Annotated in this window: 22 protein-coding genes and 3 tRNA genes; 18 read left to right on the forward strand and 7 right to left on the reverse strand. The window is 64.2% G+C overall.

Going from position 1 to position 24,490, the window contains the following annotated elements; all coding sequences use genetic code 11:
* Positions 1-26: 26 nt before the first annotated feature.
* From rluB to nadA, 5 genes are all read left to right on the forward strand, one after another.
* Positions 27-1,079: a 23S rRNA pseudouridine(2605) synthase RluB gene (gene rluB, locus QQF40_RS12975; protein ID WP_254627043.1), complete on the forward strand. Its 1,053-nt coding sequence runs from the start codon at positions 27-29 to the stop codon at positions 1,077-1,079.
* 268 nt (positions 1,080-1,347) lie between these two features.
* Positions 1,348-1,422: transfer RNA gene (locus QQF40_RS12980), tRNA-Lys, on the forward strand.
* A 36-nt stretch (positions 1,423-1,458) separates the two neighbouring features.
* Positions 1,459-1,533: transfer RNA gene (locus QQF40_RS12985), tRNA-Lys, on the forward strand.
* 16 nt (positions 1,534-1,549) lie between these two features.
* A tRNA-Lys gene (locus QQF40_RS12990) sits at positions 1,550-1,624 on the forward strand.
* Between the two features lie 317 nt (positions 1,625-1,941).
* Positions 1,942-3,000, forward strand: coding sequence for a quinolinate synthase NadA (gene nadA, locus QQF40_RS12995; RefSeq protein ID WP_285461626.1), 1,059 nt, complete (start codon positions 1,942-1,944; stop codon positions 2,998-3,000).
* 110 nt (positions 3,001-3,110) lie between these two features.
* Here the strand turns inward: nadA and QQF40_RS13000 are convergent, their stop codons facing one another.
* Positions 3,111-4,613 (reverse strand): M48 family metalloprotease, encoded by a 1,503-nt coding sequence (locus QQF40_RS13000; protein WP_175089092.1) that lies wholly within the window; start codon positions 4,611-4,613, stop codon positions 3,111-3,113.
* Between the two features lie 255 nt (positions 4,614-4,868).
* Between QQF40_RS13000 and QQF40_RS13005 the strand changes: the two genes are divergently transcribed.
* Both QQF40_RS13005 and QQF40_RS13010 read left to right on the forward strand, forming a co-directional pair.
* Positions 4,869-5,135, forward strand: a complete 267-nt coding sequence (locus tag QQF40_RS13005; RefSeq protein ID WP_175089093.1) for a sulfurtransferase TusA family protein — start codon at positions 4,869-4,871, stop codon at positions 5,133-5,135.
* Positions 5,132-6,223 (forward strand): AI-2E family transporter, encoded by a 1,092-nt coding sequence (locus tag QQF40_RS13010; protein ID WP_285461591.1) that lies wholly within the window; start codon positions 5,132-5,134, stop codon positions 6,221-6,223. Before QQF40_RS13005 ends, QQF40_RS13010 begins: the two co-directional genes overlap by 4 nt.
* Before the next feature lie 136 nt (positions 6,224-6,359).
* On the opposite strand, the gene QQF40_RS13015 is transcribed toward QQF40_RS13010, so the two are convergent.
* Positions 6,360-6,836: a peroxiredoxin gene (locus tag QQF40_RS13015; protein ID WP_175089095.1), complete on the reverse strand. Its 477-nt coding sequence runs from the start codon at positions 6,834-6,836 to the stop codon at positions 6,360-6,362.
* 447 nt (positions 6,837-7,283) lie between these two features.
* Between QQF40_RS13015 and dapA the strand changes: the two genes are divergently transcribed.
* The 4 genes from dapA to purC all read left to right on the forward strand — a co-directional run bounded on the left by dapA (position 7,284) and on the right by purC (position 10,955).
* The gene (gene dapA, locus QQF40_RS13020; RefSeq protein ID WP_043336386.1) at positions 7,284-8,168 is read left to right on the forward strand and encodes a 4-hydroxy-tetrahydrodipicolinate synthase; all 885 of its coding nucleotides are present in this window, start codon (positions 7,284-7,286) and stop codon (positions 8,166-8,168) included.
* Positions 8,168-9,106, forward strand: a complete 939-nt coding sequence (locus QQF40_RS13025) for a hypothetical protein (protein WP_175089096.1) — start codon at positions 8,168-8,170, stop codon at positions 9,104-9,106. The genes dapA and QQF40_RS13025 overlap by 1 nt, the downstream gene beginning before the upstream one ends.
* Before the next feature lie 155 nt (positions 9,107-9,261).
* Positions 9,262-10,044, forward strand: coding sequence for an MBL fold metallo-hydrolase (locus QQF40_RS13030; RefSeq protein ID WP_285461627.1), 783 nt, complete (start codon positions 9,262-9,264; stop codon positions 10,042-10,044).
* 194 nt (positions 10,045-10,238) lie between these two features.
* Complete coding sequence (gene purC, locus QQF40_RS13035; protein WP_175089098.1) at positions 10,239-10,955, forward strand: phosphoribosylaminoimidazolesuccinocarboxamide synthase; 717 nt, start codon at positions 10,239-10,241, stop codon at positions 10,953-10,955.
* A gap of 142 nt (positions 10,956-11,097) precedes the next feature.
* Here the strand turns inward: purC and QQF40_RS13040 are convergent, their stop codons facing one another.
* Both QQF40_RS13040 and tsaA read right to left on the reverse strand, forming a co-directional pair.
* Entirely contained in the window at positions 11,098-11,676 is a 579-nt protein-coding gene (locus QQF40_RS13040; RefSeq protein ID WP_043333775.1) for an NADPH-dependent FMN reductase, read from the reverse strand.
* Positions 11,677-11,861: 185 nt separating this feature from the next.
* Positions 11,862-12,602: a tRNA (N6-threonylcarbamoyladenosine(37)-N6)-methyltransferase TrmO gene (gene tsaA, locus QQF40_RS13045; RefSeq protein ID WP_285461628.1), complete on the reverse strand. Its 741-nt coding sequence runs from the start codon at positions 12,600-12,602 to the stop codon at positions 11,862-11,864.
* 359 nt (positions 12,603-12,961) lie between these two features.
* Between tsaA and QQF40_RS13050 the strand changes: the two genes are divergently transcribed.
* The 4 genes from QQF40_RS13050 (at position 12,962) to QQF40_RS13065 (ending at position 15,512) form a co-directional block, all read left to right on the forward strand.
* Positions 12,962-13,627: a methylthioribulose 1-phosphate dehydratase gene (locus tag QQF40_RS13050; RefSeq protein WP_285461592.1), complete on the forward strand. Its 666-nt coding sequence runs from the start codon at positions 12,962-12,964 to the stop codon at positions 13,625-13,627.
* Entirely contained in the window at positions 13,624-14,220 is a 597-nt protein-coding gene (locus QQF40_RS13055) for a 1,2-dihydroxy-3-keto-5-methylthiopentene dioxygenase (protein WP_285461593.1), read from the forward strand. Before QQF40_RS13050 ends, QQF40_RS13055 begins: the two co-directional genes overlap by 4 nt.
* Positions 14,217-14,897, forward strand: a complete 681-nt coding sequence (gene mtnC / locus QQF40_RS13060; protein ID WP_107335985.1) for an acireductone synthase — start codon at positions 14,217-14,219, stop codon at positions 14,895-14,897. The genes QQF40_RS13055 and mtnC overlap by 4 nt, the downstream gene beginning before the upstream one ends.
* A 93-nt stretch (positions 14,898-14,990) precedes the next feature.
* A complete protein-coding gene (locus QQF40_RS13065) occupies positions 14,991-15,512 on the forward strand; it encodes a GNAT family N-acetyltransferase (protein WP_254627044.1) in 522 nt (173 codons plus the stop codon).
* Between the two features lie 139 nt (positions 15,513-15,651).
* Here the strand turns inward: QQF40_RS13065 and QQF40_RS13070 are convergent, their stop codons facing one another.
* From QQF40_RS13070 to nadC, 3 genes are all read right to left on the reverse strand, one after another.
* Positions 15,652-16,446, reverse strand: a complete 795-nt coding sequence (locus tag QQF40_RS13070; protein ID WP_285461594.1) for an SDR family NAD(P)-dependent oxidoreductase — start codon at positions 16,444-16,446, stop codon at positions 15,652-15,654.
* A 136-nt stretch (positions 16,447-16,582) separates the two neighbouring features.
* On the reverse strand, positions 16,583-17,242 hold the full coding sequence (locus tag QQF40_RS13075) for a class I SAM-dependent methyltransferase (RefSeq protein ID WP_285461595.1): 660 nt from the start codon (positions 17,240-17,242) through the stop codon (positions 16,583-16,585).
* A 110-nt stretch (positions 17,243-17,352) separates the two neighbouring features.
* Positions 17,353-18,216 (reverse strand): carboxylating nicotinate-nucleotide diphosphorylase, encoded by an 864-nt coding sequence (gene nadC / locus QQF40_RS13080; RefSeq protein ID WP_175089103.1) that lies wholly within the window; start codon positions 18,214-18,216, stop codon positions 17,353-17,355.
* Between the two features lie 171 nt (positions 18,217-18,387).
* On the opposite strand from nadC, the gene ampD reads away from it, so the two are divergent.
* The 3 genes from ampD to aceF all read left to right on the forward strand — a co-directional run bounded on the left by ampD (position 18,388) and on the right by aceF (position 24,277).
* On the forward strand, positions 18,388-18,999 hold the full coding sequence (ampD, locus tag QQF40_RS13085) for a 1,6-anhydro-N-acetylmuramyl-L-alanine amidase AmpD (RefSeq protein ID WP_285461596.1): 612 nt from the start codon (positions 18,388-18,390) through the stop codon (positions 18,997-18,999).
* A 448-nt stretch (positions 19,000-19,447) separates the two neighbouring features.
* Positions 19,448-22,123: a pyruvate dehydrogenase (acetyl-transferring), homodimeric type gene (gene aceE / locus QQF40_RS13090; RefSeq protein WP_285461597.1), complete on the forward strand. Its 2,676-nt coding sequence runs from the start codon at positions 19,448-19,450 to the stop codon at positions 22,121-22,123.
* Between the two features lie 105 nt (positions 22,124-22,228).
* Positions 22,229-24,277 (forward strand): pyruvate dehydrogenase complex dihydrolipoyllysine-residue acetyltransferase, encoded by a 2,049-nt coding sequence (gene aceF / locus QQF40_RS13095; RefSeq protein WP_285461598.1) that lies wholly within the window; start codon positions 22,229-22,231, stop codon positions 24,275-24,277.
* Positions 24,278-24,490: the final 213 nt, after the last annotated feature.

Raw genomic sequence — 24,490 nt, forward strand, 5'->3', positions numbered from 1 at the left:
CTCCTATAGATGAAATGGTTATTGTCATGAGCAAGACAGACTCTGATAAGCGCAAGACCTCTCTCCCCGGCAGCAGCCAGGCAGGCAACAAGCACGCCGGTGGCAAGGCCGCGACCGGCAAGTCCACGCGCGGCAGCAAGGCCAATGTCGGCAAGAAGCCGGCTGCCGGCGATGCGCCGGAGCTGCGTCCGCTGCCGCCGCAGGCCAAGGGCGACAAGCTGGCCGAGGACGAGAAGCTGCAGAAGGTGCTGGCACGCTCCGGTCTCGGCTCCCGCCGTGAGATGGAAGTCGCCATCAGCGCCGGCCGCGTCAAGGTCAACGGCAAGGTCGCCCAGCTGGGTGACCGCGTCGGCCCGCGTGACCAGGTCAGCCTCGATGATCGCCCGCAGAGCCTGAAGGGCGCCGAAGAGACTGCACGTCGTGTCATCATGTACAACAAGCCGGAAGGTGAACTGTGCACGCGCAAGGACCCGGAAGGTCGCCGCACCGTATTCGAGCGTCTGCCGCGTCTGAAGGGCGAGCGCTGGATCGCGATCGGTCGTCTCGATATCAACACCAGCGGTCTGTTGCTGTTCACCACCGATGGTGAGCTGGCCAACCGTCTGATGCACCCGTCGACCCAGATCGAGCGCGAGTACGCCGTGCGTGTCATGGGTGAGGTCAAGCGCGAGCATGTCGTCAACATGGTCAATGGCGTGATGCTTGAAGATGGCCCGGCACGTTTCACCGATGTGCAGGAATTCGGTGGCGAAGGTATCAACAGCTGGTTCCACGTCGTGATCATGGAAGGCCGCAACCGTGAGGTTCGCCGTCTGTGGGATTCCCAGGGGCTGACCGTCAGCCGCCTGAAGCGCGTGCGCTACGGCAACATCTTCCTCGACAAGCGCGCTCGCGCCGGAGAGTGGGTGGAGATGGAGCAGAGCGAGATCGATGAACTGTCCACACTGGCAGGTCTCGAGCATCGCAAGGCGCCGGCCCTGACGCCGGATGAGCAGAACCGCTGGAGCCGCGACAAGCAGAAGCGTCGTCCGGTGCGCGCCATGAAGAAGCCGCCGCAGCGTACGCGCAAGCCGCGCTGATGGCGCAGACGGTGAGGGCGGCGATGTGCCGTCATTCACTGACATGGCATGAGATCGTGGACATGCCACAAGCTCGTGCGACCTAAGTGGTAGCCCGCAAGCCCGCGCCCATCGCGGGCTTGCGTGTCTTTGTCACAGGGGCTGGTCCATGCGCTGGCGCGGGCGTTTCACGAGGCGCCAGCGGACAAGCTGGTCATTTACTTGAAGTTTTTTTGCAAAAGACTTGCGTCGAAACGGGATCGGCGGTATCTTACGTCCCGCTTCGCAAGGGTCGTTAGCTCAGTGGTAGAGCAGTTGGCTTTTAACCAATTGGTCGAAGGTTCGAATCCCTCACGACCCACCATTCTCTGGAATGGTCTCTTGCAAAGCACCCGGCGGCGGGTCGTTAGCTCAGTGGTAGAGCAGTTGGCTTTTAACCAATTGGTCGAAGGTTCGAATCCCTCACGACCCACCATCCGCCACCCAGTTTTGGGTCGTTAGCTCAGTGGTAGAGCAGTTGGCTTTTAACCAATTGGTCGAAGGTTCGAATCCCTCACGACCCACCAGATCTTGCCCCGTGCCTTCATTGGCGCGGGGCAATTTTTGTTACGCGAAAGGAAAGGGTCCGTTGCCCCCAAGTCGACTGGAGCCGCGATCGCGCCAGGCGTATCCTTGTGGGCGAGCCGAGGCTCATGTCCGCCCAGTGCGGACGACGCTGCGGGCGATAGACGCCCAAGGCACACGCCGCAGTCTGGGGAGCCCAGCTGCAGCGCTGGCAGGGCCGCCACGGGCCGTTCGTGTCCGGGCCGAGTCCTGACCCACTCAGCACAGGGGGAGCCCCTGTGGGCTAGGTGAGAGACACATGAACAGCCTGACTAATGCCATGCCGGGTCGTGAGGCCCACAATGCCGTCCGTGAGCAGGTGCGCGAGCATCTGGCCCGCGCTTACTGCCCGACACGCCCCGCCGCCGAAGACGCCGCGCTGATCGACGAGATCAAGCAGCTGCTCATCGAGCGTGATGCCGCACTGGTCGCGCATTACTACTGTGACGATGCTATCCAGCAGCTGGCCGAGGAAACCGGCGGCTGCGTGGCCGACTCGCTCGAGATGGCGCGCTTCGGTGCCCGCCATGAGGCCTCGACACTGATCGTCGCCGGGGTGCGCTTCATGGGCGAGACCTCCAAGATCCTGTCGCCGGAGAAGCGCGTGCTGATGCCGACGCTGGAGGCGACCTGCTCGCTGGACCTCGGTTGCCCGGAAGACGAGTTCGCGGCCTTCTGTGATGCCCATCCCGACCGCACCGTGGTGGTGTACGCCAATACCTCGGCGGCCGTGAAGGCGCGTGCCGACTGGGTAGTGACTTCCTCGATCGCCGTCGATGTCATCGAGCACCTGCATGCCCGGGGCGAGAAGCTGATCTGGGCGCCGGACAAGCATCTGGGCGCTTACGTGCAGAAGCAGACCGGTGCCGACATGCTGCTGTGGGACGGCGCCTGTATCGTGCATGACGAGTTCCGCGCCCAGGGGGTCAGCGATCTACTCAAGGTCTACCCGGACGCCGCAGTGCTGGTGCACCCGGAATCACCGCAGTCGGTGGTCGAGCTGGCCGATGTCGTCGGTTCCACCTCGCAGCTGATCAAGGCTGCCGTCGAGCTCGAGAATCAGCAGCTGATCGTCGCGACCGATCGTGGCATCTTCTTCAAGATGCAGCAGGCCGCGCCGCACAAGCAGCTCTTCGAGGCGCCGACTGCCGGCAATGGCGCGACCTGCAAGAGCTGTGCGCACTGCCCGTGGATGGCGATGAGCGGCCTGGAGAATCTGGCCGCCGTGCTGCGTCGCGATCCGGCGGAAGCCAATGCCGAGGAAGTCTTCGTCGATGATGACCTGCGTGAGCGCGCCCTGAAGCCGTTGACGCGGATGCTGGAATTCAATCGTGGCTGAGCGCTGACGCTGATCGTCACCGATTGTTGCTCGCATGAACCAGGACCGCCGCTCCCGATTCCCCGGGGCGGCGGTTCTTGTTTGTCTGGTGCAGTGAGAGGGAGGGTGCCTCAGAACTCCTCGATGGCATTGCGATAGCGCTTGAAGTCCTCCCGGCGTGAACTGATACGGTTGGCCATGCTGAAGTCGCCGTTCTTGCGCGCGGCCTCGTCGGCCAGCTTGAGCTGAGCGAAGGCCTTGTCCATGCGGCCCTCCAGCTGGTCGAATTCGGCGCGATACAGGAAGGCCTCGGCGGTGTGGCCGCTGCGTCCACTGGCTTCGGAGGCCAGACTCCAGACCTTGGGGTCATCGGGATGATCGCGGCGCATGTCCTCCAGCTGCTGGCGCGCAGCGGCGGGGTCCTGTTGCAGCGCGACTTCCGCCATGGCCAGGCGGGTCGGCAAGTAGTCGGGTTGCAGGCGCAGCAGGCGTCTGGCGCGGCGGGTCGCTTCCTCGTAGCGCCGGGCATCCCGTGCGACCTCGACCGCACTGGCGCTGATCAGGGTCAGGTCAGGATGCTTGTCATGCAGGCGGTCCAGTGCGGCCAGTGCCTTGTCGACCTGGTTGTGCTCCGCCGCGGCCAGCGCCTGATAGTAGGCAATCGCGTCGGGGTCGGGGTTGTCTTCGCGCAGTGTCGTCAGTCCCTGCTCAGGCTGGCGCAGATTTAGCGCCAGCAGGGCGCGGGCACGGATCATCGCGTAGGCGAGCTGCGCAAGCGGGTCGGGTGTCACCTTCTGCATGGCGTCGGCACGGGCCTGGGTGTCGCCGATACGCGCCTCCGTCACCGGGTGCGTGAGCAGAAATTCCGGCGCATTGCCGCCCTGCAGGCTGGCCATGCGTTGCATGGCGCGGAACATGCGCGGCATGGCCTCGGGGTCGAAGCCGGCGCGTGCCAGCGCATCGACGCCGACGCGGTCGGCCTCCTGCTCGAAGCGCCGTGAATAGGCCAGCTGATCGGAAATGGCAGCGGCCTGGGTGCCGGCCATGGTCGCGATGCCCGCTGAACCGCCTCCGCCCGCCGCGATCACCATGCCGGCGAGGAAGCCGGCCAGTGTCGGCAGGCGTGTCTCGGCCTGGCGCTCCATGTTGCGCGCGAAGTGATGCTGGGAGAGGTGGCCCAGCTCGTGGGCGAGCACCGAGGCAAAGGCGTCGCGGTCCGGCGCGAAGGTGAACAGCCCCGTATTGACGCCGACCACACCGCCGGGCACGGCGAAGGCATTCAGCTGGCTGCTGGCGACCAGCGTGATGATGAAATTGCGGTCATCCAGCTCGCTCCACGGCGCCAGTTGACGCACGATGCTACCGATCCAGTCCAGAGTGATGGGATCATCCCATTCACGCACATGGGCACGGAACTGACGCAGCCAGGCGCGACCGATACGATATTCATCGTTGCTGGAGATGCCGCCACTCGCACTCCCCAGGTCAGGCAGTCCATAGTCGTTGTGGGATGCGGCCGGCGCACTGGCGACCGGCGCGCCCATCAGCAACAGGCCGAGCAGGGCGCTCGACAGGGTGGCAAGCCCGCGGCGACCGATGCGGACACGTCCGCTCAAGGGGGGCAGCAACGACATGCAGGCAATCCTCTTCGATATGGCGCAAGGTGCGGGCGGCTCGCAGGATTGCCGGGCGCCGCACTGGCATTGACGGCCCTGCGTGAGTCCGGGCAAGACGCAGCCGCGCAGGGCGGAAAGTTGCTTTGTCAGGCAAGGTGCCCTTAAATCGGGGCGTTTTCAAGCTGCACCCTCCATGGTGTGCGGCAGAACATCATAACGAGAACGGAAGGGCAGATGGCATTCGAACGACCTGGCGCTGAGACTGCGAATCCGATGGCTGACTCCACGGCCGATACCCACCTGCAGACGCTGGATGCGCGCGGCCTGCACTGTCCGTTGCCGCTGCTGCGCACCAAGCTCAAATTGGCTGGCATGAGTGCCGGCGAGCAACTCGAGGTCCTCGCCAGCGACGCCGGCGCCTGGGGCGACATCCCTGCCTATCTGGCGCTGAGCGATCACGCGCTGGTCTCGCGTGAAGAAACGTCAGAGGGCGATTACCGCTTCGTGATCAAGGCGCTGTGCGAGGAAGATCCGTCATGACCATGAAGACGTTGTTGCGTGGCTGGATCGAGCGCTATTTCTCCGACGAAGAAGCGGTGGTGCTGTTTCTGGTGCTGGTGCTGGTGTTCGCCGCCGTCATCTGGCTGGGCAGCATGCTGGCGCCATTCTTCACCGCCCTGATCGTCGCCTTCCTGCTGCAGAGCGGCGTGAGCTGGATGGAGCGCCGTGGCCTGCCACGTCTGGCGGCGGTCAGTCTGATGACGCTGGTGTTCATGGGCATCATGCTGGCCAGTGCGCTGATCCTGCTGCCGCTGGTCTGGCATCAGCTGGCCAATCTGATCCAGGAGATCCCCGGCATGTTCGCCTCCGGGCAGCGCTGGCTGGGCGAGCTGCAAGAGCGCTTCCCCGGCCTGATCACCCCAGAGCAGGTCCAGCAGTGGGTCGGCGCCGCCGGGCGAGAGCTGACCCAGTTCGGGCAGCGCGCGGTATCGCTGTCGCTGGCGTCACTGGGCAACCTGATGGGCGTGGTGATCTACCTGGTGCTGGTGCCGATCCTGGTGTTCTTCATGCTCAAGGACCGAGAGCGGCTGGTGGACTTCACGCTGGCGCTGCTGCCACGCAAGCGCCTGCTGATGAGCCGGGTCTGGAACGAGATGGATGACCAGATCGCCAACTTCGTGCGTGGCAAGGTGATCGAGATCGTCATCGTCGGTGGCGTCAGCTACGTCACCTTCGTCGCCTTCGGGCTGCCGTATTCGGCGCTGCTGGCGATCGTGGTCGGCTTCTCGGTGCTGATTCCCTACATCGGCGCGGCAGGGGCGACCTTGCCGGTCGCCGCCGTCGCCGGTTTCCATTACGGGCTGGGCGATACCTTCATGTACGTGATGATCGCCTACGGCATCATCCAGGCGCTGGATGGCAACGTGCTGGTGCCGCTGCTGTTCTCGGAGGCGGTCAATCTGCATCCGGTGGCGATCATCCTCGCGGTGCTGTTCTTCGGTGGCATCTGGGGCTTCTGGGGGGTGTTCTTCGCCATCCCGCTGGCGACCCTGATGAAGTCGCTGCTCTACGCCTGGCCGCGCCGGGCGCGCGCCGAGGAGAATCGGGTCGCGGACAAGAGCGCCTGATCGAAAAAAGCCCCGCCAATCGGCGGGGCTTTTTTCATGGCTGAGGCGGCTGGCGCACAGGCGCTCTCCGCTCAGCTGTTTCTCCACGAGCTGCTGTCACGCGGGCTGCTGCCACTCGAGCTGCTGCCACTCGACACTAGCGGTCAGCGTTGAGCTCGCGAGCGGCTTCCAGCACTTCCTCGACATGGCCCTTGACCTTCACGCCACGCCATTCGCGCGCCAGATTGCCGTCGGCGTCGATCAGGAAGGTGGAGCGCACCACGCCGAGACTTTCCTTGCCCATGAATTTCTTCATGTGAATGACGTCAAAGATCTTGCACAGGGTCTCGTCCGGGTCGCTGATCAGCTCGAACGGGTAACCCTGTTTCGCGCGGAAGTTCTCGTGGGTGCGCAGGCTGTCGCGGGAAACGCCGAGAATCACGGTGTTGGCCGCTTCGAATGCCTCGAGGTTGTCGCGGAAGTCACCGCCTTCGGTGGTACAGCCCGGCGTGTGGTCCTTCGGGTAGAAATAGATGACGGCTTGCTTGCCCTTGAGGCTGGCCGGAGTGACTTCGGTGTCACTGGTGGCCTGGGCGGTAAAGTCGGGAATTGGCTGACCGAGGCTGACGCTCATCGTGCTCTCCTGGCGATGACTGACGGCCATGTGGCGGCTGACAGTGCTGAATGATGAAAAAAACCGGCAGTGATGGGCATCGCGCTTGCCCGCTTCTGCGGTGTGTCCTGCATTACACGCAGGGCGTCCTGACTTGTCAAAGACGGGGCAGAACTCTTGTGTTTCACCGTCTTGGCGACCGGTGCCATCGCGCCCATCCACCGTGCATCCGCCCCTTGAACAGGCGAGGGAATCCACCGCTTTGCACAACCGGTGCAGATGGCGTCTGTACAGGCTTCGATGGTCTTTGTAACATCATCACCCTTGACGCGACTCGCGTGTCGGCGTGCCCACGCAATCAGAGTCCTGCGTCAACCAAATCTATGTCAGATGTCTGTCCCGGGATCCGTTGTTTCAACAGCGCAGGGGCACGCCTGGCGCATCAGGCACCAGAGGAGAATTCGAGGGATGATCACAGGTAGCATTGTCGCACTGGCGACCCCGATGAAGGCCACCGGCGAGATCGACTGGGACGCCCTGCGCCAGCTGGTCGCCTTCCACCTCGAAAATGGCACCGATGCCATCGTCGCCGCCGGCACTACCGGCGAGCCGACCACCATGTCCTTCGCGGAGCACTTCGATGTCATCCGCTGTGTGGTCGAGACGGTCGCCGGCAAGATTCCGGTCATCGCCGGCACGGGCGCCAACGCCACCTCCGAAGCGGTCGAACTGGCTCGCTACGCCAAGGAAGTCGGTGCGGATTACTGCCTCTCCGTGGCGCCGTACTACAACAAGCCGACCCAGGAAGGGCTCTACCAGCACTTCAAGGCCGTCGCCGAGCAGGCCGGTATTCCGGTCATTCTCTACAACGTGCCGGGTCGTACCTGCTCTGATATCTACAACGAAACGGTCTTCCGCCTCGCCGAGCTCGACAACATCGTCGGCTTGAAGGATGCCACCGGCAACCTGGAGCGTGGTCAGGAACTGATCGACCGCCTCAAGGGCACTGACTTCGCGCTCTACTCCGGCGATGACCCCACGGCCTGCGACTTCATCCTGATGGGCGGCCACGGCGATATCTCCGTGACGGCCAACGTCGCGCCGCGCCTGATGCACGAGATGTGTGAAGCCGCCGTGGCCGGCGATGCCGAGCGTGCCCACCAGATCAACACGCGCCTGATGCCGCTGCACTCCGCGATGGGCGTCGAGTCCAACCCGATTCCGGTCAAGTTCGCCATGCATCGCATGGGCCTGTCGCCGGAATCCGGCGTGCGTCTGCCGCTGACCTGGCTGTCCGAGCAGTATCACTCCACGGTCGAGGAAGCACTGCAACTGGCCGAGGTGCTCAACTGATGAGTCAGCGTTTCGTGCCACTGGCCCTGCTGACGGCGCTCGCGGTCGCAGGCTGTTCCAGTGATGGCTACTACTACGATCGCAACAGCGAGTATGCCGATGCCAGCATCGCACCGCCGCTGGAGCTGCCGGACACGATCAATCGTGGTGATTACCAGGATTCCATGCCGGTACCTCAGGCCAGCAGTGACTTCCTGGCCAGCGACGACTTCGAGGCACCGCGTCCCCAGCCGCTGGCGACCAGCGAGCAGGGCGGGCGAGAGTTCGTCGCCATGCGTCAGAGCGGCGATGCCCGCTGGCTGGCCGTGAACGCCGCGCCGGCAGCGGTGTGGACACGCCTGCAGTCCTTCGTGCGCGACCAGGGCCTCGATGTGCAGAGCATCGATGCCGGCAAGGGCGAGATCACCACGGCCCAGGGCATCATCAGCGTCAGCCAGGGGCTGCGTGCCGATGCCTCCGAAGTGCGTTGTCAGCAGGGCGGCGATGTCGCCGGCAGCTGCCTGAACGCGCTGAGCGGCTATCTGGCCGCGTCTTCCGCCGATAGCGGTGTCTCGCTGGCAGCCCAGTCGCTCAGTCGTGATGACCGCGTGCGCCTGGAAGGCCGCGATGGCACCTGGCAGGTCGATCTGGCGCTGGACATCGAGCGCAGCTGGGCCGAGCTGCTCTATCAGCTGCAGAAGAACTTCAACACCGACTACCAGACGCTGACCGATCAGGACCGCTCGCGTGGCGAGTTCATGGTCGATTACATCCCGCGTGAAGAGCGTGATGGCGGCTGGTTGGGTATCGGGGGCGATGGTGATCCGGTGCCGATGATACTCAAGCTGCGCGCCGAGAATGACCACACCCTGGTCACGGCGACCCGTGCCGATGGTGAAGAGACCACGCCGGCACTGGCGCGTGAGCTGCTCGACGCCGTGGCGTCGACACTGCGCTGAGCATGTGGCTCGACACGCCTTGCGCCGCCTCATCTGACGACTCGTCGGGTGAGGCGGCTGCGTCGTTTCAGATCCCCCTCCCGGTAGCAGGCACTGGGGCGCTGGCGGATGGCCTGACGGCCGCCCGTGGGCCGAGTGACGATGCTCAGGGCGTGATGGCGATGGCTTCGCTGGGCAGCGGCAGCAAGGGCAACGGCACGTTGATCCGCACCCGCGAGGCATTGGTGCTGGTCGATTGCGGCTTCACCCTCAAGGAGACCGAGGCCCGTCTGGCGCGCCTTGGCGTGCATCCCTCGCAGCTGGACGCCGTGCTGGTCACCCATGAACATGGTGATCATCTGAGCGGCGTGGGGCCGTTGGCGCGTCGCCACGCTGTGCCGGTGCATCTGACCACTGGCACCTGGCTTGCCGGGCGCGCGAAGAAGCTGGGCACGTTGCCGAGTCGCCATCTGATCACGCCGCAGCAGGAATTCGCGATCAAGGATCTCGAGATTCTGCCGGTCACGGTGCCCCACGATGCGCGCGAGCCGGTGCAGTTCGTGTTCAATCGGCGCGGTGAGGCGGCCGCGCGTCGCCTCGGCGTGCTGACCGATCTCGGCCATGTCAGTGAGCATGTGCTGCAGTGCTTTGCCGATTGCGATGCGCTGGTGATGGAGTTCAACCACGATCCGCAGATGCTGGCCAGCGGGCCGTATCCGCCCAGCCTCAAGCGGCGGGTCGGAGGTCGGCTCGGCCATCTGGCCAATGCCCAGGCGTGCGCCGCCTTGCCCTATCTGGGGCTGTCGCGCCTGCAGCGGCTGGTGGCCTCGCACCTGTCGGAGAGCAACAATCATCCGTCATTGGCCCGGGAAGCACTGGCCCCCTGGCTTGCGGATGACGATAGTCGCCTGATCATCGCCGCGCAGGACAGCGGCTTTGGCTGGCAGGCCATCGCCTGATTTTCATGACGCCCGGTCGCTTCGCGATCGGGCGTTCGTGATTCTGGATGAGCTGACCAGATGGACAGCTCTCGAATCACGTCATACACCAACGCCACAGTCCCTCTCGACTGGGCGTGACAGACTCAAGCGTGATCGATTCATCGTCGACCGCCTCAACACTCGACGCGTCTAGCGTCATCAGGGGGAATCTCATGGAAAAGCGTGAAGAGCTCTACGCTGGCAAGGCCAAATCCGTCTTCGTCACTGACGACCCGGATCTTCTGCTGCTGGAATTCCGCGACGATACCAGCGCCTTCGACGGCAAGCGTATCGAGCAGCTCGACCGCAAGGGCATGGTCAACAACAAGTTCAATGCCTTCATCATGGAGAAACTCAAGGCGGCCGGTATCCCGACCCACTTCGAGCGTCTGGTCAGCGACAACGAGTGCCTGGTCAAGCGTCTCGACATGATGGCGGTGGAGTGCGTGGTGCGTAACATCTCCGCCGGTTCACTGGTGCGTCGTCTGGGTGTCGAGGAAGGCCTCGAGCTCAATCCGCCGACCTTCGAGCTGTTCCTCAAGAACGACGAGAAGGGCGACCCGATGATCAACGAGTCGCTGGTCGAGACCTTCGGCTGGGCAGAGCCCAAGCACCTGGCGCGCGCCAAGGAACTGACCTTCCAGGTCAACGACATCCTCAAGCAGCTGTTCCTCGACGGCGGCATCCTGCTGGTCGACTACAAGCTCGAGTTCGGCGTCTTCAAGGGTGAGGTCGTGCTGGGCGACGAATTCTCGCCGGACGGCTGTCGTCTGTGGGATGCCGAGACGCGCGAGAAGCTCGACAAGGACCGCTTCCGTCAGGGCCTGGGCGGCGTGATCGAAGCCTACGAGGAAGTCGGTCGCCGTATCGGTATCGATTTCTCGGCCTGAGCCTGAGCTTGGGTGACAGACAGGGGCCCTGAGGTTCCGACGTCACGCAGACAGCGCATCAAGGAACGGCCCCCTGCCATCGGCAGGGGGCCGTTCCTGTTGTTCGGGCGTCAATCAGGAAGGCGCCATGAACGGGGGCCGCTTACGACGCGCGCAGGCTGGCCAGATCGATCACCTGGCGTGCGACAGCCGCGAGGGCGTGGTCCTGGCCTTCGTCATCCAGGCTGCCATCCTCGTGGAAGGCGCTGGCGGCACGCGAGACCGCGATCTGCTGGGGCGCGACCAGCATGCCGAGATTGTTCAGGTACAGGCGCACGAAGGGCAGTGCGCGCATGCCGCCCATGGCGCCGGGTGAGGCCGAGACGATGCCGACCGGCATGCCGCGCAGGGCATCCATGCCGCTCTGGCCATCCGCCGCCGGGCGTGACAACCAGTCGAAGGTGTTCTTGAGCAGCGGGCTGAAGAAGCCGTTGTATTCCGGTGTCGCCAGCAACAGCCCCTGATGGCTGGCCAGCATCTCCTGCAGGCGGTCGGCGCTGGCGGGACGGCCATTGGCCTCTTCGCTGTCGCCATCGTAGAGCGGCATCGGGAAGTCGTTGAGATCGAGCAGGCTGACCTCGGCACCTTCCTGCCGGGCGTGGTGCGCCAGGCGCTCGATCAGGCGTCGATTGACGGAGGCCTTGCGGGTACTGGCGGCAAAGGCAAGCAGACGGATACTCATGCGGCGGACTCCCGGTGAAACGAGTGGAGATGAAGGAACGCACGCCCAGTATGGTCGGGTCTCGTGACGGTTCGCCAATCCAATCTGGCATTGTCTTGATCTGGCGCGGGCAATCCTGCGATCCGCACCATGCAAGGCGTTGCCCCCCAGGACAAGGCGCTGCTCTAGTCCGCGCAGGGGGTTGATCAGACGGCCACGATGGCCGCGACCTCCATCGTCAAGGAGCCATCGGGTTGTGTGCGGGCCGTGAAGCGCACATCCACGTCCACCAGCCTCACGCCATACTGGCGCTTGCCATCGGCGGGCCTGGCGGCGTGATAGGCGGGGCGCGGGTCCTGGGCGAGCACTTCCTCGATCAGCGCGCGCAGCGTGGCGCTGTCGGCCCGCGTTGCCAGTGTCTGCTCGGCCTGGGCGCTGAGGACGACGGCGTGGCGCGGCGGTGGCGCAGGCGCGTAGCCGGCACGCGCCTCGGGCACCGCATCGACCCACGGCAGATACGGCTTGATGTCCATCACCGGCGTGCCATCGAGCAGGTCGTGACCGCGCAGCAGCAGGCGCACGCCGTTGTGCTTGCCCGACTGCCCGCCATCCGGTGTGGTATTGGCCACCGTCTCGACATCTGCCAGTTCGACCACCGATTGTCCCAGTCGGTTGGGGCGATGGGTGCTGCGTGAGGCGAAGACGCCAGTGCGTGCGTTGCCCCCCAGGCGCGGCGGGCGGATCAAGGGCGTCCAGCGTGTGGGGCTGGCGTGGAACAGGAAATGGATCCACAGATGGCTGAAACCCTCGATGTCGCGCACGCAGTCCGGGTCATCGAAGGGTGGCAGCAGGTGCAGGATGGCGGTGGCGTGGCGCGCCAGTCCCGGCTGGCGGGGAATGCCGAACTTGTCCGGGTAGCAGCTTTCGATGATGCCCACCGGCTGCATGGCCTGTTGACCCAGTGCCGTGGCCTGCTCACGCAGATGAGGGGGCAGCAGCGGCAGGCGTCTGACCAGTGCGGTGTCGCTCATCGGGCGCTCGGCCGTGTCGGCGGTCGGGTGGGGGCTGGCGGGCTGATCGGAAGAGGACATGGCAAGACCGTGGCAGAGGCTGAAGTGATGATGGCGCAGAATGTCGTGTGACATTCCAGGCCGCCATGATGCCATGCCCGTCGTCGCACGGCATGACTGGTCTCACTGGGTCGGCTTGTGTAGTCTGCCGCGAGAGCAGCGCCGCATGGCGCTGAATCGTGATGCTGGCGACGGGGCGTGAAGGCTCCGCGCGACTCTTGAGGGCAACTTTGATCATGTCAGACCCTATCGCCATTGCCGCTGCCGACGGCCTGCCGTCGACACTGGACCTCGACCGCCTTGCACTGGCGAGCCAACAGTTGATCGAGGCCGGTCAGGCGCTGGACGCTGCCGGGCAGGTACCGGCCACCGGTGGCAACTTCTCCTGTCGTCTCAGTGATCGTCTGATGGCGGTCACCGCCTCGGGCTGCCATAAGGGCCGCCTGACCAGTGGCGACATTCTGGTCAGCGATTTTGCCGTCAGGCTGCAGGGCACTTCCCGCAAGGCCTCTGACGAGGCGCGCCTGCATGGCCAGCTCTATGAAGACCTGCCCCACGCGCAGGCGATTCTGCATACCCACTCCAGGGCCGCCACCGTGCTGTCGCTGTGCCATGAGGGCGACACCCTGAGCCTGGAGGGTTTCGAACTCAACAAGGCGCTGGAAGGCGTCAAGAGTCATGAGACGGCGGTACGTCTGGCCGTCTTCGGCAATACTCAGGATATCGAGGCGCTGGCGCTGGATGTGCGCGCCCGGCTGGCCGCCGATGCCGGTCTGCACGGCTACCTGATCCGCGGCCATGGCCTTTACACCTGGGCCAGCAGCATGACGGCCTGTCGCCGCCATGTCGAAGCGCTCGATTTCCTGATGGGGTGTGAACTGGAACTGAGGAGACAGCGATGAGCTTTCTGGCCATCTACGCCGAGCAGGACGCCTCGCGTCCGCAGTTGATCACCAATGATGGCGCGCAGATCGCCAGCGAACTCGAGGCCGAAGGCATTCGCTTCGAGCGCTGGACGGCGGGCTGCGAGATGAGTGATCCCACCGACCAGACCCAGGTACTGGCTGCCTACGCCGACGATGTCGCGCGTCTCAAGTCCGAGAACGGTTTCGTCACCGCCGACGTGATCGGCCTGACGTCGGATCACCCTGACCGTGATGCCCTGCGCGGCAAGTTCCTCGATGAGCACCGCCACGCGGAGCATGAGGTGCGCTTCTTCGTGCGCGGCAGCGGCATCTTCTACTTGCATCTGGGCGAGCGCGTGCTGGCGGTCGGTTGCGAGAAGGATGACCTGATCGCTGTACCGGCCGGTACGCCGCACTGGTTTGACATGGGGCCGACGCCGGACTTCACCGCCATCCGCCTGTTCACCAATCCGGAAGGCTGGATCGCCAACTTCACCAACAATGACATCGCCGCCCGCTTCCCGCGTCATGAAGCGCTGGCCGAGCACTTTACCCAGACCGCAGCCCCGCATTCCCAGGAGTCCGCATGATTCGCGCCATCGTCACCGACATCGAGGGCACGACCGGCTCGATTCGCTTCGTGCATCAGGTGCTGTTCCCCTATGCGCGCGCCAATCTGGGCGATTTCGTGCGTGCCAACGCCGAGCGTGAGGACGTCGCCGAGCAGCTGGCCGCCACCCGCGAGCTGGCCGAGGCACCGAAGGCCGATCTCGAGGCCGTGATCGCCATCCTGGAAGGCTGGATCGATGCCGACCGCAAGGCCACGCCGCTCAAGGCGCTGCAGGGCATGGTCTGGGCACAGGGCTACGCGGACGGTGACTTCACCGGCCATGTCTATCCCGATGCCGTGAAGGGATTGCGTGACTGGAAGGAACGCGGCCTGTCCTTGTATGTCTACTCGTCAGGCTCCATCCAGGCCCAGAAGCTGCTGTTCGGGCATTCCGATGTCGGCGATCTGACTCCGCTGTTTGCCGGCTACTTCGACACCACCACGGGCCCCAAGCAGGAAGCCGAGAGCTATCGCCGCATCGCCGGTCAGCTGGGGATCCCGGGCGCGGAGATCCTGTTCCTGTCGGATGTCGTCGCCGAGCTGGACGCCGCTGCTGCCGCCGGCTTCCATACCTGGCAGCTGGTGCGAGAACCGGACATGGTCACGGGAGATCACCCCCGGGCCAGCCGCTTCGATGAGGTGTCCTTCAGCGGCTGAACAGGACGCTTCAGTGACAGGTGTCAGCCGTGAGCCTGTCAGGTTTTTCATGAATACAGCGTCCTCGTTCGAGGACACAAGGAGGACGAACGATTGCACAGCCAGACCGATAGCCGTGAAGTGGCCAGGGAGCGTGTTCATATCGTGGCGGCGCAGCCGCAGCATGCCGCGGATCAGGCCGAGGTGTTCTACCAGGCCGTCATGCAGGGGGCTGCCGGACACTATGATCTTGAGCAGCGGCAGCAGTGGGCCGCGCGTGTCCCGCGCGACGCCGAACGCTGGGCCGCGCGTCAGCATCGCTTCGAGGTGCTGGTCGCGGAGCGTGATGGCCGCTGTATCGGCTTCTGCGAGTACGCCCCCGAATGGCCGCTGGCGCGAATCGAGATGCTTTACGTCTATCCGAGTCTGATGGGGCAGGGCATCGGCAGCCAGTTGCTGGCGGCGGCCGAGCGCGACCTGCGCGAGCGCAAGGTGCGCGTGATGAGCCTGGAGGCCAGTCTGACACTGTCGCCGGGCCTGGCCCGCCGTGGCTGGCACAGCCTGGGGCTTGAGCACGTCAAGCTCAACGATGTCTGCCTCAAGCGCGAGCGCTTCGAGAAACGCCTCGACGAGTGACGCGTGCGTCATGGTGATATCGGAAATGAAGACGCCCCCGCCGGTCATCCGGCGGGGGCGTCTTGTGTCTGGCATGGTGTCGCGTCTGACATGGTGTCGCGTCTGGCATGGTGTCAGTCATGCCGCGTGATCAGATCGATCACGCCATGGTGTCGACGATACCGCCTTCCACACGCAGGGCAGCGCCGGTGGTGGCGCTGGCCTGCTCGGAGGCAGCGTAGACGCTCATGTTGGCGACTTCCTCGGGGCTTGCCAGGCGCTGCAGGATGGAGGTCGGGCGGGCCTGCTTGACGAAGTCGGCCTCGACTTCCTCAAGCGTCCTGCCTTGCTCCTCGGCATTCTTCTTGAGCATCTCGAGCACGCCTTCGGAGCGGGTCGGCCCCGGCAGGATGGCATTGACGGTCACCTGGGTGCCGGACAGCACCTTGGCGAGCCCGCGCGAGACGGACTGCACCGCCGACTTGGTCATGCCGTAGTGGACCATCTCGTCGGGAATGTTGAGCGCCGATTCGCTGGACAGGAACTGGATGCGGCCCCAGTCACGCTCCTTCATGCCGTGCGCATAGTGGCGGGACAGGCGCACTGCTGACATCACGTTGATCTGGAAGAACTGCTCCCAGGTGTCGTCGTCGGTGTCGAAGAAATCCTGCGGGGCGAAGATGCCGACATTGTTGATCAGGATATCGGTGTCCGGCACGGCGCGGATCAGCGTGTCACAGCCTTCGCGTGTGCCCAGGTCGGCGGCCACGCCTTGTACCTCGCTGCCCGGCGCCTTGTCTCTGAGGCTGGCGACGGCCTCATCGACGCGCGCCTGGGTGCGGCCGGTCAAGGTGACGCTGGCGCCTGCACGGGCAAGCCCTGTGGCGATGGCAAAGCCGATACCGGCAGTGGAACCACTGATGATGGCGCTGCGGCCGTGTAGATCAATCTGCATGCAAACCTCCTTGCAGGGAGCGACGGCGAGGAGAGCCCAGGCCGATGCCATGAGCCTTGTCGCTTTCGTCATCCGGGTGTGCTCATTGCGTGGCGATGCCGGACGCGCAATGCAAGGGGGGGAGTGGCGGTGCAGATCAGATCTTGCGCAGATGCATGTGGCGCAACGCCCCGCCGGGGCCGAGGTCGCGGTCCTCGAGTCGTTGCACCGCATGGCCCTCCAGCAGGTTGTCCAGCGGCACATTGAGATTGGTCGCCACCAGCCGGGCCAGTGGATTGAGCAAGCGCCGCAGCCGCCCGGCCGGGCGATTGCCGCGCAGGCCCTTGTCGAGCAGTGACAGCTCGCCATCACTGGCCAGCACGCGCAGCGCTTCATCGAAGGCGCGCTGGGGTTGGGGCACCACGGCGATGATCAGGTGGGCGATGACGACATCGAAATAGCCATCGGGGAAGTCGAGCTCCATGGCGTCGCCCGGCTTGACGTTGGCATCGAAGCCCAGCGTCTCGGCGCGCTCGCGACAGCGGCGCAGCATGGCGGGGGAGGCGTCGATCACCTCGAGTTCGATGTCGCGGGACAGGAAGGGCAGGTCGAGCCCGGTGCCGCCGCCGAGCAGCAGCACGCGGGAGCCCGCCTGGATATCGAGAGTCGCGATGGCCTCGCGCCGCGCGGAGCGCAGGGTGCGGGCGGCCACACGGTCGTAGATCGGCGCGTAGAGATTCCAGCGGCGCGTCTGCCAGCATCCGCCTGATGCCCTGGGGACTTCAGGCGGATGCTGATGAGGAGATGGCGGGGACATGGGACGCCTCCCTGGCGGCATGGCAATGCGTCGTGACAGATGGATCGCCGTCAGCGACGACTTCTGCAGGACAGGAGTTGGCCAGCAGGAAGGCATTCACCTGTCGTTGGCTAGCGGGTCTCGACAGTGTAGATGCGCATCGACAGGTCGATTGAGGTCACATCCTTGGTCAGCGCGCCGATCGAGATGCAATCCACGCCCGTGGCGGCGATACCCGGCAGGGTCGCTTCGCTGACGTTGCCGGAGGCTTCCAGCACGGCCGGCTTGGCATGCGCCTTGTTGCGTGCCACGGCCTCGATGAGCTGATCGTTGTCGAAGTTGTCGAGCATGATGACGTCGGCTCCGGCATCCAGCGCCTGGGCCAGTTCCTCGAAATTCTCGACTTCCACTTCACAGGTGACGTCGGAAGCGATGTCGCGCGCCTCACGTACCGCCGCCGCGATGCTGCCACAGGCAGCGATATGGTTTTCCTTGATCAGGAAGGCGTCATAGAGGCCGATGCGATGATTGTGGCCGCCGCCGCAGCTGACGGCGTACTTCTGGGCGACCCGCATGCCCGGCAGGGTCTTGCGGGTATCGAGCAGGCGCACGCCACTGCCCTCGACCAGCGAGGCATAGTGGTTGGCGCGGGTCGCGGTGCCGGAGAGTGTCTGCAGCAGGTTGAGCGCCGCACGCTCGCCGGTCAGCAGCGAGCGTGCCGGGCCTTCCAGCTCCAGGAAGGGCGCGTCGGCCTCGAGGCGATCGCCGTCGCTGGCCAGCCACTTGAGGCTGACGCGCGGATCGAGGCGACGAAACAGCTCATCGACCCAGGGCACACCGCATAGGATGGCCGGTTCACGGCTGATCACACGCGCCTTGGCCCATTGGCGCTCCGGAATCAATTCGGCGGTGATATCGCCACCGCCGACATCCTCGGCGAGCAGGCGGGCGGCGCTGGTACGGATATCCTCGGCGAGGGCGTCGTGGAAGTTCATGCGCGTCTGATCCTTGTACGAAGAGTGCTGCCGGAGCCGGGGTCTGTCCGTGTGCCAGGACAGTGGCACAGACCCGTGGCTGCCGAGCATGCCATAATGTGCGCCATTATAGGAAAAGCCACGCGAGCGGTCAGTCCCCGCGTGCGACGACCTTCCCGTCTGGAGTCTTCGATGCCCCCCTTGTCCTCTTCCCCGCGGTCGGGCCACCTGACGCGTCTGGCGGTCACCCCCGAGCACTGGCTGGAGAGCGCCCGTCAGGTGCCGTCTCCCAATCACAATGCTCGTCCCGAGGGAGAAGTCTCGGCGCTGGTGCTGCATTCCATCAGCCTGCCGCCCGGACGCTTCGGTGGCCCGGCCATCGAGCAGCTGTTCACCAACCAGCTCGACCCCGGCGCCCATCCCTACTTTGCCGGTATCCATCAGTTGTGTGTCTCGGCGCATGTGCTGATCCAGCGCGACGGTCGCCTGGTACAGTTCGTGCCCTTCGATCGTCGTGCCTGGCACGCCGGTCGCTCGCGCTGGCATGACGGTCAGCGTGAACGTGTCGAGCTCAATGACTTCACCATCGGCATCGAGCTCGAAGGCGATGAGGTGCATCCCTATCGCGATGTCCAGTACCGCACCCTGGCACGCACCGTGGCCGGCCTGATGGCGAGCTATCCCGCGCTGACACGCGAGCGCATCACCTCGCATGCGCGGATTGCGCCGTTGCGCAAGACGGATCCAGGTCCAGCCTTCGATTGGGCTTACTTCGATCGCCTGCTGGGCGGCATTCAGGACTAAGGTCGCAGGCGCCTCGCGATGGTGCGTTGCAGCATCATGCGGCGTCGCCGAGCAGGAAACGCCCAGTGGCGGGGCGCGTTGGTAGTTTTACTACATCACGGCTGTCGAGGGCGGCTCAGTCTGGCGCATGAGTCCCGATCGCAAGGCGCATGAGGCCAGTGCTGCCGCGGGGCAGCCAAGCGTTGCACCTGCCCGATGAGTCTTGCTGCCCTGAATTGGCACGCGGGGGTGTTTGCGGTATCTTTCACGCCAAATGACTGCATCTTGTGCCCTGCTTTGGCGCAGGATGCGCGTCGAGATTGACGGCCGGCAAGACCCGGTCACGACAGGTCTATCGGAGATGCGACCCACTCAGAAGGTCGTGCCCACACTGAAGAGCGCCACTGGTTTCGATATCGCTGTTCGTCGAAACGTTTGACAAAAAATTTCTTCACTCGGAGAGACGTCTATGAGTCTGGAGGCAAGAGAAGATCTCGATCCGATCGAAACCACGGAATGGTTGGACTCCCTGGAATCGGTTCTGGATCGTGAGGGTGAGGATCGTGCCCAGTACCTGATGACACGCCTGGCCGACCGCCTGCGTCGTGATGGCCATCAGGTGCCCTTCTCGGTGACCACGCCCCATCGCAACAGTATCCCCGTGCACCGCGAAGCGCGCATGCCGGGCGACCTGTTCATGGAGCGTCGTATCCGTTCGCTTATCCGTTACAACGCCATCGCTCAGGTGATCCGCAACAACCGTGCCCACAAGGGCCTGGGCGGTCACATCTCGAGCTTCATGTCCAGTGCGACGCTTTACGACGTAGGTTTCAACCACTTCTTCCGTGCACCGGAAGGAGATTTCGAGGGCGATCTGCTCTACATCCAGGGTCACGTGGCGCCGGGCATCTACGCCCGCTCCTTCCTGGAAGGTCGTCTCAGCCAGGAGCAGATGGACAGCTTCCGCCAGGAAGTCGACGGCAACGGCCTGTCTTCCTACCCGCACCCGTGGCTGATGCCGGATTACTGGCAGTTCCCGACCGTCTCCATGGGTCTGGGCCCGATCCAGGCGATCTACCAGGCGCACGTCATGAAGTACCTCAACTCGCGTGAGTTGAAGTCCATGTACGACCGCAAGGTGTGGTGCTTCATGGGGGACGGCGAGTGTGACGAGCCGGAATCCCTGGGTGCCATCTCGCTGGCTGGCCGCGAGAATCTCGACAACCTGATCTTCGTCATCAACTGCAACCTGCAGCGTCTTGACGGTCCGGTGCGCGGCAACGGCCGCATCATGGACGAGCTGGAAGGTGTCTTCCGTGGTGCCGACTGGAACGTGCTCAAGGTCACCTGGGGTCGCTTCTGGGATCCGCTCTTCGAACAGGACAAGAAAGGCATCCTGCAGAAGCGCATGGACGAAGCGGTCGATGGCGACTACCAGAACTACAAGGCCAATGGCGGCGCTTACACGCGCGAGCACTTCTTCGGCAAGTACCCGGAGACGGCCGATCTGGTCAAGGACATGTCGGACGACGATATCTGGCGTCTGAACCGTGGTGGCCACGACCCGTACAAGGTCTACGCGGCGTATCACGAGGCGGTCAACAACGCCAACGGTCGTCCGACCGTCATCCTGGCGCACACCGTCAAGGGTTACGGCATGGGCATGGGCGATGGCGAAGCGGCCAACGAAGCCCACCAGGTCAAGACCATGGAACACGAAGCGCTGAAGACATTCCGCGATCGCTTCGGTATCCCGCTGACCGACGAACAGCTCGAGGAAGTGCCGTACTACAAGCCGGCGGACGACAGTCCGGAAATGAAGTACATGCACCTCATGCGCGAACGCCTGAACGGCTACCTGCCGCAGCGTCGCACCGAGTACGAAACGCTGGAAATCCCGCCGCTGGACGACAAGATCTTCGCGTCCCAGCTCAAGGGTTCCAACGGCCGCGAAGTGTCCACCACCATGGCCTTCGTGCGCGTACTCAACGGTCTGGTCAAGCACAAGACCCTCGGCGAGCGTGTCGTGCCGATCATTCCTGACGAAGCGCGTACCTTCGGCATGGAAGGCATGTTCCGTCAGCTGGGTATCTACACCGCGGCAGGCCAGAAGTACGAGCCGGTCGACAAGGGTCAGATCATGTATTACCGCGAGGACCAGAAAGGTCAGGTCCTCGAGGAAGGTATCTCCGAAGCAGGCGCCATGTCTGCGTGGGTGGCGGCGGCGACGTCCTATGCCAACCACAACCTGCCGCTGATGCCGTTCTACGTCTACTACTCGATGTTCGGCTTCCAGCGCATCGGTGATCTGGCGTGGGCCGCAGGCGACCTGCAGGCACGTGGCTTCCTGGTCGGCGGTACTGCCGGTCGTACCACCCTGAACGGTGAAGGTCTGCAGCACCAGGATGGCCACAGCCATATCCTGGCCTCGACCATCCCGAATTGCCGCACCTACGACCCGACCTACGCTCACGAAGTGGCGGTCATCGTGCAGGACGGCATGAAGCGCATGTTCGAGCAGCACGAGCCGGTCTTCTACTACCTGGCGGTGATGAACGAGAACTACGAGCAGCCAGCGCTCGAGACGGTGCCCGCAGAGGACATCATCAAGGGGATGTACCTGCTCAAGGAAGGTGGCAAGGACGGCAAGGCACGCGTTCAGCTGCTGGGTTCCGGCACCATCCTGCGTGAAGTCGAGGCAGCCGCCGAGATGCTCAAGCAGGACTACGGTGTCGATGCCGACATCTGGAGCGTCACCAGCTTCAACGAGCTGCGTCGTGAAGCGCTGGAACTGGATCGTCAGGCCTTCCTCAAGCCGGAAGAGGCCCCGGCCAAGCCGCACATCACTCAGTGTCTGGAAGGACGTGACGGCCCGGTCGTGGCTGCCACTGACTACATGAAGCTGTTTGCTGACCAGGTTCGTGCCTGGGTGCCGGCTGACTATCACGTGCTCGGTACCGACGGTTTCGGTCGTTCCGATACCCGCGAGAAGCTGCGTCACTTCTTCGAAGTCGACCGCAACTTCGTCACCGTCCAGGCCCTGAAGGCGCTGGCGGATCGTGGTGAGATCGACCGCAAGGTGGTCGCGGAAGCGATCAAGACCTACGGCATCGACCCCAACAAGCCGAATCCGCTGAACGTCTGAGCGGAGATCGCGGAACAGGCGAGCGGCACTCCCTTTTCGACATCATGATGATGCGAAGGTGATTCGGGTGTCGCTCCCCGTGCACGTTTTGGAAGGAGCACGATCTTGAGCAGCGAAATCATCAAGGTTCCCGACATTGGCGGTAGTTCCGATGTCGAGATCATCGAGATAGCGGTGGCGGTGGGGGATGTCATCTCCGCCGAAGACACCATGATCACTCTTGAGTCCGATAAGGCCAGCATGGATGTGCCGGCTCCGAAGGGCGGCAAGGTGGTGAAGATTCTCGTCAAGGAAGGCGACACCGTCTCCGAAGGCGACGATATCCTGGAGCTGGAAGCCGAGGGCGGTGGTGACACCTCCTCTGACGCTTCTGACGAGCAGGAAGCGCCGAAGGAAGAGGCTCCCAAGCAGGAAGCCTCTGAGCAGCAGGCGCCGAAGGAAGACGCTTCTGCACCGAAGGCAGCTTCCGGTGGCACCCGGACCGTCGACATCGTCGTGCCGGACCTGGGCGACTCCGAGGCCGTGCCGATCATCGAGATGGCCGTCTCCGAGGGCGATGAAGTCGATGCCGAAGATGCGCTGATCACGCTGGAATCCGACAAGGCCAGCATGGACGTCCCGAGCCCGCACAAGGGCAAGATCGTCAAGCTGACCGTCAAGGAGGGCGACAGTGTCTCTTCCGGTGACGTCATCGGTCAGATGGAAATCGCCGGTGACGGCGGTGACAGCGCGTCTGATTCTGCGCCGGCCGAGCAGGCCTCTGCTTCCGAGTCCGCCTCTGAGGATGCGTCTTCCGAGGCACCGGCTGCTGAAGAAGAGCCGGCCTCCGGTGAGCCGGCCTCCGGTGAGCCGGAGCGCAAGGAATTGCGTGTCCCGGATCTGTCCGGCAGCGACAGCGTGCCGATCATCGAGATGGCCGTGGCCGTCGGTGACGAGGTCAACGAAGAAGACGCGCTGATCACGCTCGAGTCCGACAAGGCGACCATGGACATTCCGAGCCCCTACAAGGGCAAGGTGGTGGAGCTTTCCGTCAAGGAAGGTGACACCGTCTCCGAGGGTGACCTGATCGGTTACATCGAGGTCGCGGGTGCCGCGCCTGCGCCGAAGGCTGCCAAGTCCGAAGCGCCGGCTGCTCCTAAGGCGGAAAAGAGCGAGCAGAAGCCGGCTCCGACACCGGCCGGTGCGCCGAGTCCGGAAGCCCAGATGGCCGCTCACAAGCCGAGCAAGGGTGCCAAGGTCCACGCAGGGCCTGCGGTTCGCCTGCTGGCACGTGAGTTCGGTGTCGACCTGGCGGATGTCTCCGGCAGCGGTCCGAAGGGCCGTGTGGTGAAGGAAGATGTCCAGGCCTACGTCAAGCAGATGATGCAGAAGGCCAAGTCCGCACCGGCAGCCCCTGCCGCGCAGGCCACCGGCGGTGCCGGTATCCCGCAGGTGCCGGATCAGGACTTCAGCCAGTTCGGTGAGATCGAAGAGAAGAAGATGGGCCGCCTGATGAAGGCCGGTGCCACCAATCTGCATCGCAGCTGGCTCAATGTCCCGCACGTGACCCAGTTTGATGAAGCCGACATCACCGAGCTCGAGGCCTTCCGCAAGTCCATGAAGGCCGAGGCGGAAGCGGCAGGTGCCAAGCTCACGCCGCTGCCGTTCATGATCAAGGCGGCGGCTCACGCGCTGGCCAAGTATCCGCAGTTCAACGTCAGCCTCAAGGCCGACGGCGAGACCCTGGTGCACAAGAAGTACGTGCATATCGGTATCGCGGTGGATACGCCGGACGGCCTGATGGTGCCGGTGATCCGCAATGCGGATCAGAAGAGCCTGCTGGAACTGGCCAAGGAATCCGTGGAGCTGGCCAAGAAGGCGCAGACCAAGAAGCTCAAGCGCGAAGAGATGACCGGTGGTTGCTTCACCATCTCGAGCCTTGGCTCCATTGGCGGTACTGCCTTCACACCGATCGTCAACACGCCGGAAGTCGCCATTCTGGGCGTCTCCAAGGCGCAGATGAAGCCGGTGTGGGACGGCGCAGCCTTCCAGCCGCGTCTGATGATGCCGCTGTCACTGTCCTACGATCACCGTGCGGTGAACGGGGCGGATGCCGCGCGCTTCACGGCGTATCTGGCTCAGGTGCTGACCGACGTGCGTCGCATGCTGCTCTGATGACGCCTGTGGCATGAAGCGCGGGTGCCGTGACCTTCCTGGAAGGTGTCGGCATCCGCGTTGACAGGCCTGGCTGACAGGTCTGGCTGAAATAACGGCCTCCTTCGGGAGGCCGTTTTTTTGTGCATGTCCGTTGGCGTGGCAGGGCGGCGACCGCTGTTGCTGCCCTGCTCAACATGCGATGCTTCTCGCCAACCTGCCGCGATCTGCCGC

Source organism: Cobetia sp. LC6, from assembly GCF_030264805.1.
GTDB lineage: Bacteria > Pseudomonadota > Gammaproteobacteria > Pseudomonadales > Halomonadaceae > Cobetia.